Annotated in this window: 14 protein-coding genes; all 14 read left to right on the forward strand. The window is 69.0% G+C overall.

Annotated elements, in window-relative coordinates:
• Window positions 1-95 precede the first annotated feature (95 nt).
• The 14 genes from J8M50_RS14550 (at window position 96) to J8M50_RS14615 (ending at window position 16,733) form a co-directional block, all read left to right on the forward strand.
• Window positions 96-857, forward strand: a complete 762-nt coding sequence (locus J8M50_RS14550) for an MBL fold metallo-hydrolase (RefSeq protein WP_029184111.1) — start codon at window positions 96-98, stop codon at window positions 855-857.
• Window positions 858-977: 120 nt separating this feature from the next.
• On the forward strand, window positions 978-1,634 hold the full coding sequence (locus tag J8M50_RS14555; RefSeq protein ID WP_010355525.1) for a GntR family transcriptional regulator: 657 nt from the start codon (window positions 978-980) through the stop codon (window positions 1,632-1,634).
• On the forward strand, window positions 1,631-2,542 hold the full coding sequence (locus J8M50_RS14560; RefSeq protein WP_010355526.1) for a dihydrodipicolinate synthase family protein: 912 nt from the start codon (window positions 1,631-1,633) through the stop codon (window positions 2,540-2,542). Before J8M50_RS14555 ends, J8M50_RS14560 begins: the two co-directional genes overlap by 4 nt.
• Complete coding sequence (araD, locus tag J8M50_RS14565; protein ID WP_010355527.1) at window positions 2,539-4,272, forward strand: L-arabinonate dehydratase; 1,734 nt, start codon at window positions 2,539-2,541, stop codon at window positions 4,270-4,272. The genes J8M50_RS14560 and araD overlap by 4 nt, the downstream gene beginning before the upstream one ends.
• Before the next feature lie 97 nt (window positions 4,273-4,369).
• Entirely contained in the window at window positions 4,370-5,305 is a 936-nt protein-coding gene (locus J8M50_RS14570; protein ID WP_010355528.1) for a carbohydrate ABC transporter permease, read from the forward strand.
• Complete coding sequence (locus J8M50_RS14575; RefSeq protein ID WP_010355529.1) at window positions 5,302-6,198, forward strand: carbohydrate ABC transporter permease; 897 nt, start codon at window positions 5,302-5,304, stop codon at window positions 6,196-6,198. Before J8M50_RS14570 ends, J8M50_RS14575 begins: the two co-directional genes overlap by 4 nt.
• Window positions 6,195-7,478, forward strand: a complete 1,284-nt coding sequence (locus J8M50_RS14580; protein ID WP_029184112.1) for a pectate lyase family protein — start codon at window positions 6,195-6,197, stop codon at window positions 7,476-7,478. The genes J8M50_RS14575 and J8M50_RS14580 overlap by 4 nt, the downstream gene beginning before the upstream one ends.
• Window positions 7,475-8,644 (forward strand): Gfo/Idh/MocA family protein, encoded by a 1,170-nt coding sequence (locus J8M50_RS14585; protein ID WP_010355531.1) that lies wholly within the window; start codon window positions 7,475-7,477, stop codon window positions 8,642-8,644. Before J8M50_RS14580 ends, J8M50_RS14585 begins: the two co-directional genes overlap by 4 nt.
• Complete coding sequence (locus J8M50_RS14590; protein WP_010355532.1) at window positions 8,641-9,486, forward strand: DUF6807 domain-containing protein; 846 nt, start codon at window positions 8,641-8,643, stop codon at window positions 9,484-9,486. The genes J8M50_RS14585 and J8M50_RS14590 overlap by 4 nt, the downstream gene beginning before the upstream one ends.
• Entirely contained in the window at window positions 9,483-10,982 is a 1,500-nt protein-coding gene (locus J8M50_RS14595) for a glycoside hydrolase family 43 protein (RefSeq protein ID WP_010355533.1), read from the forward strand. The genes J8M50_RS14590 and J8M50_RS14595 overlap by 4 nt, the downstream gene beginning before the upstream one ends.
• Before the next feature lie 33 nt (window positions 10,983-11,015).
• Complete coding sequence (locus J8M50_RS14600) at window positions 11,016-13,055, forward strand: pectinesterase family protein (protein WP_040837083.1); 2,040 nt, start codon at window positions 11,016-11,018, stop codon at window positions 13,053-13,055.
• Window positions 13,056-13,102: 47 nt separating this feature from the next.
• On the forward strand, window positions 13,103-14,443 hold the full coding sequence (locus tag J8M50_RS14605) for an ABC transporter substrate-binding protein (RefSeq protein WP_010355535.1): 1,341 nt from the start codon (window positions 13,103-13,105) through the stop codon (window positions 14,441-14,443).
• 105 nt (window positions 14,444-14,548) lie between these two features.
• Window positions 14,549-15,337 (forward strand): rhamnogalacturonan acetylesterase, encoded by a 789-nt coding sequence (locus J8M50_RS14610; protein ID WP_029184114.1) that lies wholly within the window; start codon window positions 14,549-14,551, stop codon window positions 15,335-15,337.
• A 37-nt stretch (window positions 15,338-15,374) separates the two neighbouring features.
• Window positions 15,375-16,733, forward strand: a complete 1,359-nt coding sequence (locus J8M50_RS14615; protein WP_010355537.1) for a pectate lyase family protein — start codon at window positions 15,375-15,377, stop codon at window positions 16,731-16,733.
• The last annotated feature ends 2 nt before the right edge of the window (window positions 16,734-16,735 follow it).

The following is a 16,735-nucleotide window of genomic DNA, read 5'->3' on the forward strand; positions in this document are numbered from 1 at the left end:
ACACGGTCGCCTCTGAGGTCCGGGTAGCTCCGGAGGTGTACCCGGGTAGTCCGTACGGGGTACACACCACCCTCCTCACCCGTACCCTCCGACCCATGCCCCTGAGCCTCACAGTCCTCGGCACCGCCTCCCCCCACCCGGCCCCCGACCGGCCTTGCTCGGGCTACCTCCTGCGCGGCGGCGGCGCCGAGATATGGGTGGACGCCGGTCCGGGAACGTTCGCGGAGTTGCAGCGGCACACCGACCCGAGCCGCCTCACGGCGATCTGGCTGTCGCATCTGCACGCCGACCACAGCGCGGATCTGCTGTCGGCGGTGTACGCGTTCGCGTTCGGCGGCATGACCCCGGCGGCGGCGATCCCGGTGTACGCGCCCCGCGACTGCGCCCTCAGGGTCGCCGGGTTCCTAGGCAAGGCCGACGTCCGCTTCCTCAGCGGAATCCTCGACTTCAGGCCGCTGTACGACGGCCTCCTCGTCCGGCACTGGAACCTGCGCCTCGCCGCGCGGGCGGTCCGGCACGACACGGAGGCGTACGGGCTGCGCGCGGAGTGCCAGGGCAGCGTCCTGGCGTACTCGGGGGACACGGGACCGTGCGACGCGCTGACCGAACTCGCCTGGGGGGCCGACGTGTTGTTGTGCGAGGCAGACATCGACAGGCGTGACCGGCATCGCGACGGCGAACAGGTGCATATGACACCGCAGGACGCGGGCGAGGCGGCGCGCAAGGCGGGCGTACGGGAACTCCTCGTCACGCACGTGGGACCGACTCTCAAGCGGCAGACGGCGACCGGCCGCGCCGCGCTGGCCTTCGGCGGACCCACCCGGATGGCACGTGAGGGTGAGACGTTCCGCTTCTGACTTCTGTCAGAAGCATTGACGAAACGCTTACCCCCTCCCTACCTTCAACGCGTCGTACTTCGTACGTCATATATGAGACGCGATACGCGAGATCAGATACGCGACTTCCGAGAGGCGCGCATGACGTCTGTGCCCACGCCGATCCCCTCCCGGACGCAGTACGTCCTGGAGGAGATCAAACGCCGCATCCTCACCGGGCGCCTGACGCCCGGTCAGGCCCTGGTGGAGACCGAACTCGCCGCACATTTCGGGGTGTCGAAGACCCCGGTGCGCGAGGCGCTCAAGACCCTGGCCGGCACCGGGCTCGTCGTGATGAGCCAGTACAAGGGCGTCACGGTGCGCATGGTGGACGCGGACATGGCGCGCGAGGTCTACGACGTACGGCTCCTGCTCGAACCGGAGGCGCTGCGGCGGACGGTGAGCCGGGGAGCCTCCCTGGACGCCGCGCGCGACGCGCTGACCCGTGCCGACGAAGCCGCCGACACCGCCGAACGCTCCCTCGCCAACCGGGAGTTCCACCGCGCGCTGTACCTGCCGTGCGGCAACCCGCTGCTCGGCCGGATGCTCGACGAGGTCCGCGACCAGGCCGCGCTGGTCTCCGCCGTGGCGTGGGCGGCGTCGCCGTCCTGGGAGCGGGAGGCCGGCGAGCACCGCGAGATCCTGCGCCTCGCCCTGGCCGGCGACGCGGACGGCGCGGCCCGCGCCCTGCACGCCCACATCGGATCCTTCGTCGAGCGGGCGTTCCCCGGCGAGACGGACCAGGAAGGCCAGGAATGAGCAACGTGGCGTTCGAGACCCAGCGTGCGGCCCTGGCCGACGTCGTCGCCATCCCGGTGACCCCGTTCGCCGAGGACGGCGGTGTCGACGAGGCCGTCTGCCGGGCCCTGCTGCGCCGGCTCCTCGACGCCGGGATCACCACGCTCACCCCCAACGGGAACACCGGGGAGTACTACACGCTGACCCCCGAAGAACGGCGCCGGATCACGGAGTTGACCCTCGAAGAGGTCGGCGACCGCGCCGTGGTGCTCGTCGGCGTCGGCCACGACATCCCGAGCGCCGTCGAAGCCGCCCGCCACGCAAGGGCGTTCGGCGCGCAGATGGTGATGGTCCATCAGCCGGTGCACCCCTACGTCTCGCAGGCCGGCTGGGTCGACTACCACCGCGAAATCGCCGAGGCCGTACCGGAGTTGGGCGTCGTGCCGTACGTCCGCAACGCGCAGCTGCGCGGTGAGCGGCTCGCCGAACTCGCCGACGCCTGCCCGAACGTGATCGGCGTCAAGTACGCCGTCCCGGACGCGTCCCGGTTCGCGGCGTTCGCGCGGGACGCCGGCCTGGAGCGGTTCGTGTGGGTCGCGGGGCTCGCCGAGCCGTACGCCCCCTCGTACTTCTCGGCCGGCGCGACCGGCTTCACGTCGGGGCTCGTGAACGTCGCCCCGGCCGTCTCGCTGAACATGATCGAAGCGCTCCGGTCCGGGGACTACCCGGCCGCGATGAAGGTCTGGGAGCAGATCCGGCGCTTCGAGGAACTGCGCGCGGCGGGTGGCTCCGCGAACAACGTCACCGTCGTCAAGGAGGCCCTGGCCTCACTCGGACTGTGCCGCCGGGAGGTGCGCCCGCCGAGCCGGACGCTGCCCGAGGACGAGCGCGCCGAGGTCGCCGCGATAGCCGCCGGGTGGTCCCTGTGAACGCACCGCGCAAAGCGCCCGAAGACCTGAGAAGCCATCAGTGGTACGGCACGGAAGGCCAGTTGCGCACCTGGTCGCACAACGCCCGTATGCGCCAGCTGGGTTACGAGTCCGAGGAGTACCGGGGCCGCCCGGTGATCGCCGTCCTCAACACCTGGTCCGACATCAACCCCTGCCACGTCCACCTGCGCGAGCGCGCCGAGGCGGTCAAGCGGGGCGTGTGGCAGGCGGGCGGCTTCCCCCTCGAATTCCCGGTCTCCACCCTCTCGGAGACCTACCAGAAGCCGACCCCGATGCTCTACCGCAACCTCCTCGCCATGGAGACGGAGGAACTGCTCAGGTCGTACCCGGTCGACGCGTCCGTCCTGCTCGGCGGCTGCGACAAGTCGACGCCCGCCCTGCTGATGGGCGCCACCTCGGCCGACGTACCGTCACTCTTCGTACCGGCGGGGCCGATGCTGCCCGGCCACTGGCGCGGCGAGACCCTCGGCTCCGGCACCGACATGTGGAAGTACTGGGACGAGCACCGCGCCGGAAACCTGACGGACTGTGAACTCCGAGAACTCCAGGGCGGGTTGGCGCGAAGCCCCGGCCACTGCATGACCATGGGGACGGCGTCCACGATGACCGCCGCCGCCGAGGTCCTCGGCATGACGCTGCCGGGCGCCTCCTCGATCCCGGCCGTCGACTCCGCGCACGAGCGGATGGCCGCCGCCTCGGGGCGCCGCGCGGTGGAGCTGGCCTGGACGGGGCTGAAGCCGTCAACCATCCTCACCCAAGAGGCATTTGAGGACGCCGTCACGACCGTGCTCGGGCTCGGTGGCTCCACCAACGCGGTCATCCACCTCATCGCGATGGCGGGCCGCGCCGGCCTCAAGCTCACCCTCGACGACTTCGACCGCATCGCCCGCACCGTCCCGGTCCTCGCCAACGTCCGCCCCGGCGGCCGGACTTACCTGATGGAGGACTTCTACTTCGCGGGCGGCCTCCCCGCCTTCCTCGCCCGCATCACCGACCTGCTGCACCTCAACAGGCCGACGGTGAACGGGACGTTGGGGGAACAGCTCGAAGGCGCCGTCGTCCACAACGACGACGTCATCCGCCCCCGCGACAACCCGGTCGCGGCCGAGGGCGGGGTCGCCGTCCTGCGCGGCAACCTCTGTCCCGACGGCGCGGTCATCAAGCACATCGCCGCCGACCAGAACCTCCTCAAGCACACCGGCCGCGCGGTCGTCTTCGACGACTACAAGACCATGCAACGCACCATCGATGACCCGGCGTTGAACATCACCGCCGACAGCGTCCTGGTCCTGCGCGGTTCAGGACCCAAGGGCGGCCCGGGGATGCCCGAGTACGGCATGCTGCCGATCCCCGACCACCTGCTCAAGCAGGGCGTCCGCGACATGGTCCGCATCTCCGACGCCCGTATGAGCGGCACGAGTTACGGCGCCTGCGTCCTGCACATCGCGCCCGAGTCGTACGTCGGCGGCCCTCTCGCCCTGGTCCGCACCGGCGACACCATCACGCTGGACGTCGCCGCGCGCACCCTGCAACTCGACGTGGACGACGATGAGTTGGAGCGCCGCAGGGCGGACTGGACGCCCCCGCCGACCCGTTACGAGCGCGGCTACGGCGCCCTCTACAACGAGCAGATCACGCAGGCCGACACCGGCTGCGACTTCGAGTTCCTCGCGCGCCCCGGCAAGGTCCAGGACCCGTACGCCGGCTGAACCACCGCACGGCACCACCGCACCACACCGCCAGGCACCCGCCTGCCTGCGAAGAAAGCGCTTACCGCACGACGACGTACATGAACGGAGAACAGTCATGGCCCAAGCCGCAGCCGTGGCGAAAAAGCCCGCGCCACCCCGGCGGCGCCGGGCCTCCGCCACTCCGCGCAGGCTCCCGTACCTGCTGATCGCGCCGGCGGCCCTGCTGATGCTGGGCTTCATCGCCTACCCGGTGATCAGCGTCTTCTACTACAGCCTCCAGCACTTCAACCCCACCAAGCCCTGGCGCGACGGATTCGCCGGACTCGACAACTTCCGGCAGATCTTCACCGACGATCCGCAGTTCTGGGACACGCTCACCTTCAGCGCCAAGTGGGTCTTCGTCGAGGTGGGACTCCAACTGCTGTTCGGCCTCGCGCTGGCGCTGATCGTCAACCAGACGTTCGTAGGACGGGCGTTGGGTCGCGCGCTCGTCTTCTCGCCCTGGGCCGTCTCCGGCGTACTGACCTCCGCGATCTGGGTGCTCCTCTACAACTCCCAGACAGGGATCACCCGTTACCTCGCCGACATGGGGCTCGGCTCGTACGGCACGAGCTGGCTGTCGGACACCTCGACCGTCTTCCCGGCCGTCGTCGTCGCCGATCTGTGGCGCGGGGTGCCGTTCTTCGCGATCCTCATCCTCGCCGACCTCCAGTCCGTCTCGAAGGACCTCTACGAGGCCGCCGAGGTCGACGGGGCGAGCCGCATCAAGCAGTTCTGGCACATCACGCTGCCGCACCTCAAGGACGCGATCGTCCTCTCCACGCTGCTGCGCGCGGTCTGGGAGTTCAACAACGTCGACCTCCTCTACACGCTGACCGGCGGCGGACCGGCGGGAGAAACGACGACCCTCCCGCTCTACATCGCCAACACCAGCGTCGAATCCCACAACTTCGGCTACGCGTCCGCCCTGACCACGGTCGCGTTCGTGATCCTGCTCTTCTGCTCGATGATCTATCTGCGGCTGAGCAAGTTCGGAGGCGAGTCCAAGTGACCACCACCCACGCCACCGAGCCGGCCCCCGCCCCCGTGCGCCAACTCCCCACGCCACAGCGCCCGTCGAAGCATCGCCGCGCCTGGGACGAGGTCCCCCGCTGGCAGATCTACCTGCCCCTGTCGATCTACCTCGTCTTCACGCTCATCCCCTTCTACTGGATCCTCCTCTTCGCCCTCCGCCCGGCCGGTTCAACTTCCCTTGTCCCGTGGCCCATTACCTTCGACCACTTCGAAAAGGTGTGGACGGAGCGGCAGTTCGGCACCTACTTCGAGAACAGCGTGTACGTCGGCATCGCCACGCTCCTCGTCACCACCCTGGTCGCCCTCGCCGGCGGCTACGCCCTCGCCCGCTTCGACTTCAAGATCAAGCGCGGGTTCATGCTGGCGCTGCTGTGCTCGCAGTTCGTGCCGGGCGCGCTGCTGCTCGTACCGCTCTTCGAGATCTTCGCCGAGCTGAAGATGATCAACTCGCTGATCAGCGTCATCATCGCCGAGACGGTCTTCCAGCTGCCGCTGTCGATGATTTTGATCAGCAACTTCATCAAGAACGTGCCGTACTCCCTCGAAGAGGCCGCCTGGGTCGACGGCTGCAACCGCTTCACCGCGTTCCGCATCGTCGTCCTGCCGCTGCTGCGGCCCGGGATCATCGCCGTCGGCTCCTTCGCCTTCGTGCACTCCTGGAACCACTTCCTGTTCGCGCTGATGTTCCTCAGCAACCAGGACAAGCAGACGATCCCCGTCGGCCTCAACACCCTGATGAGCGCCGACAGCGTCGACCTCGGCGCGCTCGCGGCGGGCGGCATCATCGCCGCCGTACCCGTCGTGATCGTCTTCGCGTTCATCCAGAAGTGGCTCATCACCGGCTTCAGCGCGGGGGCGGTGAAGGGATGAGACTCCGTCAACTCGCCATAATGGCTGCCCTGTTGCCCTTACTCGCCCTTCCGGCCCACGCCGAGGCCCGTGACACGAGCCGCGACACCCTCCCCGCCAACGACGGCTGGGCGTCGTACGGCCCCGGCACCACCGGCGGCTCGGCCGCCGACCCCGCGCACGTCTTCACCGTCACCACTCGCGCCGAACTCGCCCGCGCCCTCGACAACGGCAGCGACACCCCGAAGATCATCAAGGTTGCCGGGACGATCGACGCCAACACCGACGACCGGGGCCGCCGCCTGGACTGCGCCGACTACGCGACCGACGGGTACGACCTGACGGCGTACCTCGCCGCGTACGACCCCCGTACCTGGGGGGCAGCCAAGCCCGCCGGACCGCAGGAGGACGCCCGCCAGGCCTCGGCGGCCCGGCAGGCCGAGCGCGTAGTCCTCAAGGTGGGGTCCAATACCACCCTCGTAGGGGTCGGCAAGGCGGTTGTCAAGGGCGCGAACCTCCAGGTCAGGAACGCCACCAACGTCATCGTCCGGGGCCTCGACCTGCGCGACGCCTACGACTGCTTCCCCGTCTGGCAGCCCAACAACGGCGGCCTCGGCGACTGGAAGACCGCGTACGACAACCTGTGGCTCTCCGGCGCCACCCACGTCTGGGTCGACCACGTCACCTTCGGCGACCAGGGCCACCCCGACGCCGACGAGCCGACCTACTTCGCCCGCAACTACCTGCGCCACGACGGCCTGCTCGACATCACCAATGCCTCCGACCTCGTCACCGTCTCCTGGAGCCGCTTCGCCGACCACGACAAGGCGATGCTCATCGGCTCCGGCGACACCGCGACCGGCGACCGGGGCAAGCTCCGCGTCACCCTGCACCACAACGAGTTCCGCGGCGTCGTCCAGCGCGCGCCCCGCGTCCGCTTCGGACAGGTGCACCTCTACAACAACCGCTACCTCGTCACCGGCGACGACTACCGCTACTCGATCGGCGTCTCCACCGAGTCCGCGATCCACGCCGAGAACAACGCCTTCCACACCCCCGGCCACATCGAGGCCGCCGACCTGGTCAAGAGCTGGAACGGCACCGCCCTCCACCAGAGCGGCACCCTCTTCAACGGCTACCCGGTCGACCTCCTCACCATCCACAACGCCTACAACTCCGGCAGCGAACGCGACCTGACCGCCGACGTCGGCTGGACACCCACCCTGCACACCACGATCGACAGCGCCGACGCGGCCGACCGGGCGGTGGCCCGGGGCGCGGGCGCGGGGAGGCACCCATGAGCTTCGACATCGTCCTCGCCGGCGCACGCGGCCACGGCCGCTGGCACCTCGACAACATCCTCCGCCTCCAGGACAAGGGCATCGTCCGCCTCGCGGGCATCTGCGAACTCACCCCCCTCACCCCGGACGAGATCCCCGCCGGGCTCGGCACCCCCGCGCAGTCCCCGGACCTCGGCGCCCTCCTGGACTCCACCGGCGCCCGGATCGCCGTCATCTGCACGCCGATCCCGACCCACACCGACCTCGCGCTGACCGCCGCGAGCCGGGGCGTGCACCTCCTGCTGGAGAAGCCCCCGGCGCCGTCCTACGCCGAGTTCCGGCGCATGGCCGACGGCGTCGCAGCGGCCGGCGTCGCCTGTCAGATCGGCTTCCAGTCGCTGGGCTCGCACGCCGTCCCCGCGATCCGGGACCTGATCGCCGACGGGACGATCGGCGAGGTCACCGGGGTCGGGGGAGCGGGCGCCTGGGCCCGCGCCGAGTCCTACTACCGGCGCGCCCCCTGGGCGGGCAGGCGGCGCCTGAACGGCGTGGACGTCATCGACGGCGCCCTCACCAACCCGCTCGCCCACGCCGTGGCCACCGCCCTCGCCCTGGACGGCGCCGTCCGCGCCGAGGACGTGGCCCGCGTGGAGACCGAGCTGTTCCACGCCAACACCATCGAGTCCGACGACACCTCCTGCGTTCGCGTCACCACCTCTCACGGCCGTCCGGTCACCGTCGCCGCGACCCTGTGCGCCGAGCGGCCGGGCGAGCCGTACGTACTCGTCCACGGCAGCAAGGGCCGGATCACCTACTGGTACAAGCAGGACCGCGTCCTCCTCCAGCGCGCCGGGCACGGCCCGGAGGAGTACGAGTACGGCCGCACCGACCTCCTCGAGAACCTCGTCGATCACCTGACGGACACCACCACCCTTCTCGTACCACCCGACTCCACCGGCGCCTTCATGACGGTCGTGGAAGCGATCCGCACCGCCCCGGACCCGGCTCCACTGCCCGAAACCGCCTGGTACCTCCTGAACGAGGAGAATCGCCGGGTGGTTCCCGGAATCGACGGACTCGTGGAAAAAGTCGCCGACTCCCTCTCCCTCTACTCCGAGCTCGGCGCCGGCTGGGCGCGGCGCGACGGCGCCTCCCGGACGCAGCCGAAAGAGGTGAGCACCCGATGACCGCTCCCGACACCGCCGTCCTGCGCGTCGCGGGCCGCCCGGTCGGCCGCTACATCGCCCGGCCCGAGCTGCCCGCCCGGCTCTCCCCGCGCCCCTACCTCCACCCCGTCACCACCCTCGCCGGCACGGCGGTCACCGAGCTGACCCCGGCCGACCACCTCCACCACCTCGGCGTCGGTGTAGCCGTACCCGACGTCGAGGGGTTCAACTTCTGGGGCGGGCGCACCTATGTGCGCGACCAGGGACCGACGGAGCTGGACAACCACGGCGTCCAGCGCCACACCGGGTTCCAGCTCCGCGACCCCGACGGGTTCGTGGAGGAACTGCGCTGGACCACGGCCACGACCGAGCTGCTGCGCGAGCGCCGTACCGTCGCCGCCACCGAACTCACCGACACTGCCTGGGCGTTGGACTTCACCTTCTCCCTCACCAACCCCGGCCCGGCGCCGCTGTCCATCGGCAGCCCCGCCACCAACGGCCGCCCCGGAGCGGCGTACGGCGGCTTCTTCTGGCGGGCCCGCAAGGAGAGTTCACCGCCCGACGTCTTCACCGCGTCAACGGAGGGCGAGGCCGAGGTGCACGGCACGCGCGCCGACTGGCTCGCCCTGGCCGGCGCCGACTGGACCCTCGTCTTCGCGGGCGCCACCGGCCTCACCCGACGCGACCCGTGGTTCGTCCGCACCGCCGAATACCCCGGCGTGGGCTCGTCGTTGGCGTCCGCCGAACGGCTGCCGGTGCCGCCCGGCGAGACCGTCGTACGCCGCGTCGTCACCGTCGTCGCCGACGGACGGCTCGGGCGCGACGAGGCGACGGCCCTGGTCCGGAAGGCGGTCAGCCAGTGACGTACACGAACCCGATCCTCAACGCGGACTGGTCCGACCCCGACGTCCTGCGCGTCGGCGACGACTTCTACCTCACCGCGTCCAGCTTCGGCCGCGCACCCGGGCTGCCGCTGCTGCACTCGCGCGACCTCGTCAACTGGACGCTCGTCGGACACGCGCTGCAACTCCTTGAGCCCGCCGCCGAGTTCAGGAGCCCCCGGCACGACTGCGGGGTGTGGGCGCCCGCGCTGCGGCACCACGACGACCGGTTCTGGATCTTCTGGGGCGACCCCGACCAGGGCATCTACCAGGTCAACGCCCCCGAGATCAGGGGCCCTTGGACCCGCCCGCACCTGGTCAAGGCCGGCAAGGGTCTGATCGACCCCTGCCCCCTGTGGGACGACGAGACCGGCGAGGCGTACCTCGTCCACGCCTGGGCCAAGTCCCGCTCCGGCGTGAAGAACCGCCTCACCGGCCACCGGATGAACGCTGACGGACGGTCACTTCTCGACGAGGGCAAGGTCCTTGTCGACGCCGACCGCATCCCCGGCTGGTTCACCCTCGAAGGCCCCAAGCTCTACCGCCACGAGGGCCGGTTCTGGATCTTCGCCCCCGCCGGGGGAGTGGAGACCGGCTGGCAAGGCGCCTTCCGCGCACGGGAGTTCTTCGGCCCCTACGAGGAACGCATCGTCCTCGAACAGAAGGACACCGACGTCAACGGCCCCCACCAGGGCGGCTGGGTACGCACCCCGGCCGGCGAGGACTGGTTCCTCCACTTCCAGCAACGCGGCGCCTACGGCAGGGTCGTTCACCTCCAGCCGATGCGCTGGGACGACGACGGCTGGCCCGTCCTCGGCGCCGACGGGGCCCCCGTCGCCGTACACGAACGCCCCGCCCTGCCCCCGCAGCCGGACGCCGCGCCCGCCACCGACGACGACTTCCCCGGCGGACGCTTCGGCCGGCAGTGGGCGTGGACGGCGAACCCGCAGGACGGCTGGGCCACCCAGCACTCGGGAGACGGCCTGCGGCTGTCCTGCGTACGCACCGCCGACGCGCACGACCTGCGGAAACTCCCGAACATCCTCACCCAGCGGCTCCCCGGGCTCCCCTCGGCGGTCGAGGTGACCCTCGAACTGCCCAGCGAGGACCCCGGCGCCCGGGGCGGACTCGCCGTCCTCGGCGACGCGTTCAGCTGGATCGGACTCCAGCGCGGACCCGACGGCACGGTCCACCTCGTGCACCGGTTCGCGGAAGGCGTCGCCGAGCGCGAACGGGACGCCGCACACCCGCAGTTGGTGCCGACGGGACGCGTACGGCTGCGCATCGAGATCGGCGCGGGGGCGCGCTGCCGGTTCTTCTACGACGTCGGCGAGGGCCTGCATCCGTCGGGCCCCGTCTTCGCCGCCACGCCCTGGCGGTGGGTGGGCGCCCTGCTCGGACTCGTCGCCCTCGCACCCGAGGGAAGTGGACACGCGGGGTCCGCCGTGTTCACCCGCTTCAGGATCAGAACTCTGTAACTCACGTACTCAGCACGCCTGTTGGGAGCCGCAATGACGCACTTCCCTAGCAAGCGCAGACCGGGCGCCGGGCTGGTCCTGGCCGCCCTGCTCGGCATGGTCGCAGCCCTGGGACTGGGAACGGCCGGGGAGGCGGGTGCCGCCGGAGCAACGGCCTCTCAGGGAACGGCCGTTGAAGGGGCGCGCTTAGCGAACGGCCCTGCCGCGAGCAACTCCCTTACGCACCCCTCCCGTTGGATGGACGAACCGCACGGCTTCGCCTCCCTCGCGGGCGGCACCACCGGAGGCGCCGGCGGCCAGGTCGTCACCGTCACCGACCAGGCGTCCCTGGTCAAGTACGCCTCCGCGCCCGAGCCTTACGTCATCCGCGTCAAGGGCTCGATCGCCGTGGAGCCCTTCGGCGCGAACATCGTCGTCGGGTCCGACAAGACCGTCATCGGCGTGGGCGACACCGGCGAGATCGTCCACGGCGAACTCCACCTCACCCCCGGCACCAGCAACGTCATCATCCGCAACCTGACGATCCGCGACTCGTACGTCGAGGGCGACTGGGACGGCAAGACCACCGACTTCGACGCGATCCAGATGGACACCGTCGACCACGTGTGGATCGACCACAACCGCCTCCAGCACATGGGCGACGGACTGCTCGACATCCGCAAGGACAGCCAGTACGTCACCGTCTCCTACAACCAGTTCCGCAACCACAACAAGGCGTTGGGCATCGGCTGGACCACCAACGCGCTCACCCAGATCACCATCGACCACAACTGGTTCACCGGCACCAAACAACGCAATCCTTCGGCGGACAACTGCGCCTACGCGCACCTCTACAACAACTACCTGTCCGCACAGGTCAGCGACGGCGATCCGGTCTGGACGTACGGCAATTGGTCCCGTGGCCGCACCAGGATGGTCATCGAGAACAGCTACTACGACGGCGTCCAGCACCCCTACCAGGCCGACGCCACAGCCGAGTTGGTGCAGCGCGGCTCGATCCTGCGCAACACGACCGGCCGCACGGACAGTTGGGGAACCGCCTTCAACCCCCGTGACTTCTACGGCTATCGGCTCGACCCGGCGGCAGCCGTACCCGCGCTGGTGACGCGCTTCTCCGGCCCGCAGAAGCAGATCGGCACGACGCTGAGCGTCCCCGCCGCCTACCCGACCGTCCAGGCCGCCGTGGACGCCGTACCGGCGGGCAACGACGTACCCGTGACCATCGCCATCGCCCCCGGCACCTACCGCGCCAAGGTGTTCATCCCGGCGAACAAGCCGAAGATCCTCCTGCAAGGTACTGGACAGAGCCGCGCCGACACCGTCATCGTCTACGACACGCCCGCCGCGTACGGCGGTTCGACGGGAAGCGCGACGGTACGGATCGCCGCGAACGACGTCACCGCCCGGCACCTCACCTTCAGCAACGACTTCGACGAGGCCGCAGTCGAGCTGAACGGCGAACAAGCGCTGGCGATGAAGACGACCGGCGACCGGATCGTCTTCCAGGACACCGTCTTCCTGGGCAACCAGGACACCCTGATGACCGACAGCCCCAACCTGACCACCGTCAGCCGGGTCTACATCCGCGACTCCTACATCGAGGGGGACGTGGACTTCGTCTACGGCCGCGCCACGACCGTCATCGAACGGTCCGAGATCCGGGCGCTGAGCCGGGGCTCCGACACCAACAACGGCTACATCACGGCCGCTTCGACCTGGACGGGCAACCCCTACGGGTTCCTGATCACCCGCTCCCGGATCGTCAGCGACGCCCCCGCCGGCAGCTTCCACCTCGGCCGGCCCTGGCACCCCGGCGGTGAACCCGCCGCCGTGGCACAGGTGTTGATCCGCGACACCGAACTCCCCGCCGCGATCAAGGCGGCGCCCTGGACCGACATGAGCGGCTTCTCCTGGCGCGACGCCCGCTTCGCCGAGTACCGCAACCACGGAGCCGGAGCCGAAGTCACCGCCGAACGACCACAGTTGACGGATGATCAGGCCACCGCGCACACCGTCACCGCCTACCTCAAGGGCACCGACGGCTGGGCACCCCACACCGCCCGCACGCACTGACCCCCACGACCGAACCAAGCCGACACCTCAATGAAGAGAGCCGACCGATGAAGAACAGAAACCGCAGAAACAGCCGCGCCGCCGTGGCCGTCGCCCTGGGGTCCGTGCTCGCCCTCACCGCAACCGCCTGCGGCGACGACGGCAGCGGCAGCGGTGCCAAGGGGGCCGAGGGCAGCGGCACCGGGAAGATCGTCTTCTGGGACAACAACGGCGGTGTCCGCACCGACATCTGGAAGACGGTCATCTCCGACTTCCAGAAGGCCAACCCCGACATCAAGGTCGAGTACGTCGGGATCGCCGCGACGGAGTACCAGTCCAAGGTCGACACCACGATCCGCGGTGGCGGTCTGCCCGACGTCGGCGGGGTCGGCGCGGCCATGCTCGCCGGGTTCGCCGCGCAGGACGCGCTGGAGCCGCTCGACGACAAGCTCGCGAAATCGCCGCTGAGCAGCAAGCTCAACAAGGACATGGTGGCTTCCCTCAAAGCCGCCGGGGGCGGTGACGGGACGCTCTACTCCATTCCCACCTCCGCCAACAACGGCGTTCTGTACTACCGGACCGACCTGTTCAACAAGGCCGGGCTTCAGCCGCCCACCACCTGGGATAATTTCTACGCCGCCGCCGAGAAACTCACCAACTCCGGCAAGAACGAATTCGGTTACACCATCCGTGGTGGTGCCGGGTCCATCGCGCAAGCGCTCGACGCGATGTACGGACAGTCGCAGATCACCTCCTTCTGGAACGGTGACAAGACCACCGTCAACGATCCCAAGAACGTCGCCGCGCTGGAGAAGTACGCCGCGCTCTACAAGAAGGTCACCCCCTCCGCCGACCTCAACAACGACTTCACGAAGATGGTCGCGCAGTGGGATTCCGGCACGATCGGGATGCTCAACCACAACCTCGGTTCCTATCAGGATCATGTGAAGGCGCTCGGGGTCGGGAAGTTCCGGGGGGTTCCCTCGCCTACCGCCGCGAACGGTAAGCGGGTTCAGGTCTCCAACCCCGTCGACGGGCTCGGGGTGTTCAAGAGCTCCAAGAACAAGGAGGCCGCTTGGAAGTTCATCGAGTTCGCGGTGTCCAAGGCGGAGAACTCCAAGTTCAACGAGGCGGCGGGGCAGGTGCCGGCCAATACGGAGGCTGCCGGTGATGCGTGGGTTCAGCAGGCTGAGCCCACGAAACTGGCGGCTGCGGCGTTGACCGACGGCTCGACGAGCATTGTTCAGTTGCCGTACTACCTGCCTGACTGGAACACGATCTCCAAGGCTGACAATGAGCCTAACTTCCAGAAGGTGCTGCTGGGAAAGATGAGTTCCAAGGACTTCCTGGACAAGTTGGCCGAGGAGCTCAATGCTGCCCAGGCTGAATGGAAGCAGCAGCGGGGTTAAACGCTGGTTTCGCCGTTGGGGTGGCCTGTACGTCGCAGGGTGCAGGCCGCCCGTGGCTGGTCGCGCAGTTCCCCGCGCCCCTAAAAAACGAAAGGCTGACCTCTCTTGTCTCTCACCCGTAGACAGGTTTCCGTGGCGGCCCTCGCTGCGATTCCCCTCAGCGTTGCCACTCCCGCCCACTCCGCGAACCGCCGTACCTTCTACATCGCCGGCGACTCCACCGCCGCCCAGAAATACGCCCCCGCCGCCCCTGAAACCGGCTGGGGCATGGCCCTCCCCTTCTTTCTGCACAAGGGGATCGCCGTCGCCAACCACGCCGTGAACGGCCGTAGCTCCAAGAGCTTCGTCGATGAAGGGCGCCTCGCTGCCATTCTCGGCACCATCAAATCCGGCGACTTCCTCCTCATCCAGTTCGCCCACAACGACGAAAAGGCCGAGGACCCCACCCGCTACACGGAACCCTGGACCACGTACCAGGACTACCTCCGCCTCTACATCAACGGCGCCCGAGCCAAAGGCGCCCACCCCGTCCTCGCCACCCCCGTAGAACGCCGCAGATTCGACGCCCAGGGCAACTCCGTACCCACCCACGGCGAGTACCCCGCATCGATGCGAGCACTGGCGTCCGCAGAAGGCGTCCCCCTCCTCGACACCCAAGCCCTCTCCCTCGCCCTGTGGCAGCAGCTCGGCGTCGAGGAGACGAAGAAGTACTTCAACTGGACCGCCACCGAGCAGGACAACACCCACTTCAACCCACCCGGCGCGATCGCCGTAGCCCGCCTGGTGGCACGGGAGTTGGTCAGAACCAGGGTGCTGGCGCGGCGCGAGGTGTGCCGGCTGGACCAGGAGATCCCGGAGTCGTGGATCACCTGGCCGGACGCCGTCGCCGCATAGCACCCCACCCCCTGTTCCGAAAAAGGAGAGCCGCACCATGCACGCACAGAAGTGTCATGATCATGCCAGCACCAGCACCAGCACCAGCACCAGCACCAGCATCCGCAGATACGGCGCCCTCCTGGGCTGCACAGCCCTGGTGTTGTCGCTGACCGGCATCGCATCCCAGGCCCAAGCTCAGCCGCGCGGAACTGACCTGTCCCGCCAGGTACTTGGCGCCGGAGACGGCTGGGGCTCGTACGGCACCGGCACCACCGGGGGAGCGGCGGCCGACGCCGAACACGTCTACACCGTCACCACCTGGGCGGAGTTCAAGGCCGCCCTCGCGGCCGGCGGGAGCGCTCCCAAGATCATCAAGGTGCAGGGGATGATCGACGCGGTCTCCGAGGGCTGCGACGCCTTCGAGGCGGGCGGGTACGACCTCCAGCAGTACCTGAAGGACTACGACCCGGCGGTCTACGGCAACGACAAGGTCGCCATGGGCCCGCAGGAGGACGCCCGCGTGGCCTCCGCCGCGAACCAGGACTCGGTCATCAAGGCCAACATCCCGAGCAACACGACGATCGTCGGCGTCGGCAAGAACTCCGGGATCCTGGGCGGGAGTCTGCAGATCAAGGGCGTCTCGAACGTCATCCTGCGCAACCTCACGATCGAGGCCCCCCTCGACTGCTTCCCCAAGTGGGACCCGACCGACGACAACCACACCGGCAACTGGAACTCCGAGTACGACGCGGTCGTCGTCTTCGGCACCGACCACGTGTGGATCGACCACAACACGCTCACCGACGGGCGCTACCCCGACAGCGAACGCCCGGTCTACTTCGGCAAGGTGTTCCAGCAGCACGACGGCCTCACGGACATCGTGCGCGGCTCCAACTACGTGACCGTGTCGTGGAATTCGTTCGAGAACCACGACAAGAACATGCTGATCGGCAACAGCGACAGCACCTCCGCGCTCGACGCGGGCAAGCTCAAGGTCACCATGCACCACAACCGCTTCGACGGGATCCTCCAGCGCTCCCCGCGCGTGCGGTTCGGGCAGGTCGACGTCTACAACAACCACTACGTGGTCGAAGAGGCGCAGAAGTCGGACTACTACCTCTTCGGCGTCGGCATCAACTCCGCGCTGTACGCGAGCGACAACGCGATCTCGCTGCCCGCCGGGACCAGTGTCGGCAAGGTCATCAAGAAGTGGAGCGAGGCCCCGCTGACGGCCCAGAACAACTACGTCAACGGCCGCCCCGTCGACCTCATCGCCGTGCACAACGCGGAGATCCCCGCCGAGACCCTCCAGTCCGGCGCTGGCTGGACCCCGACCCTGCGCACCCGGGTCGACTCCCCGTGCCTGGTCCCCTCGATCGTCGCGCGCGGCGCGGGCGTCGGCCGAGCGCACTGACC

This window comes from Streptomyces acidiscabies, assembly GCF_020010905.1.
Taxonomy (GTDB): Bacteria; Actinomycetota; Actinomycetes; order Streptomycetales; family Streptomycetaceae; genus Streptomyces; species Streptomyces acidiscabies.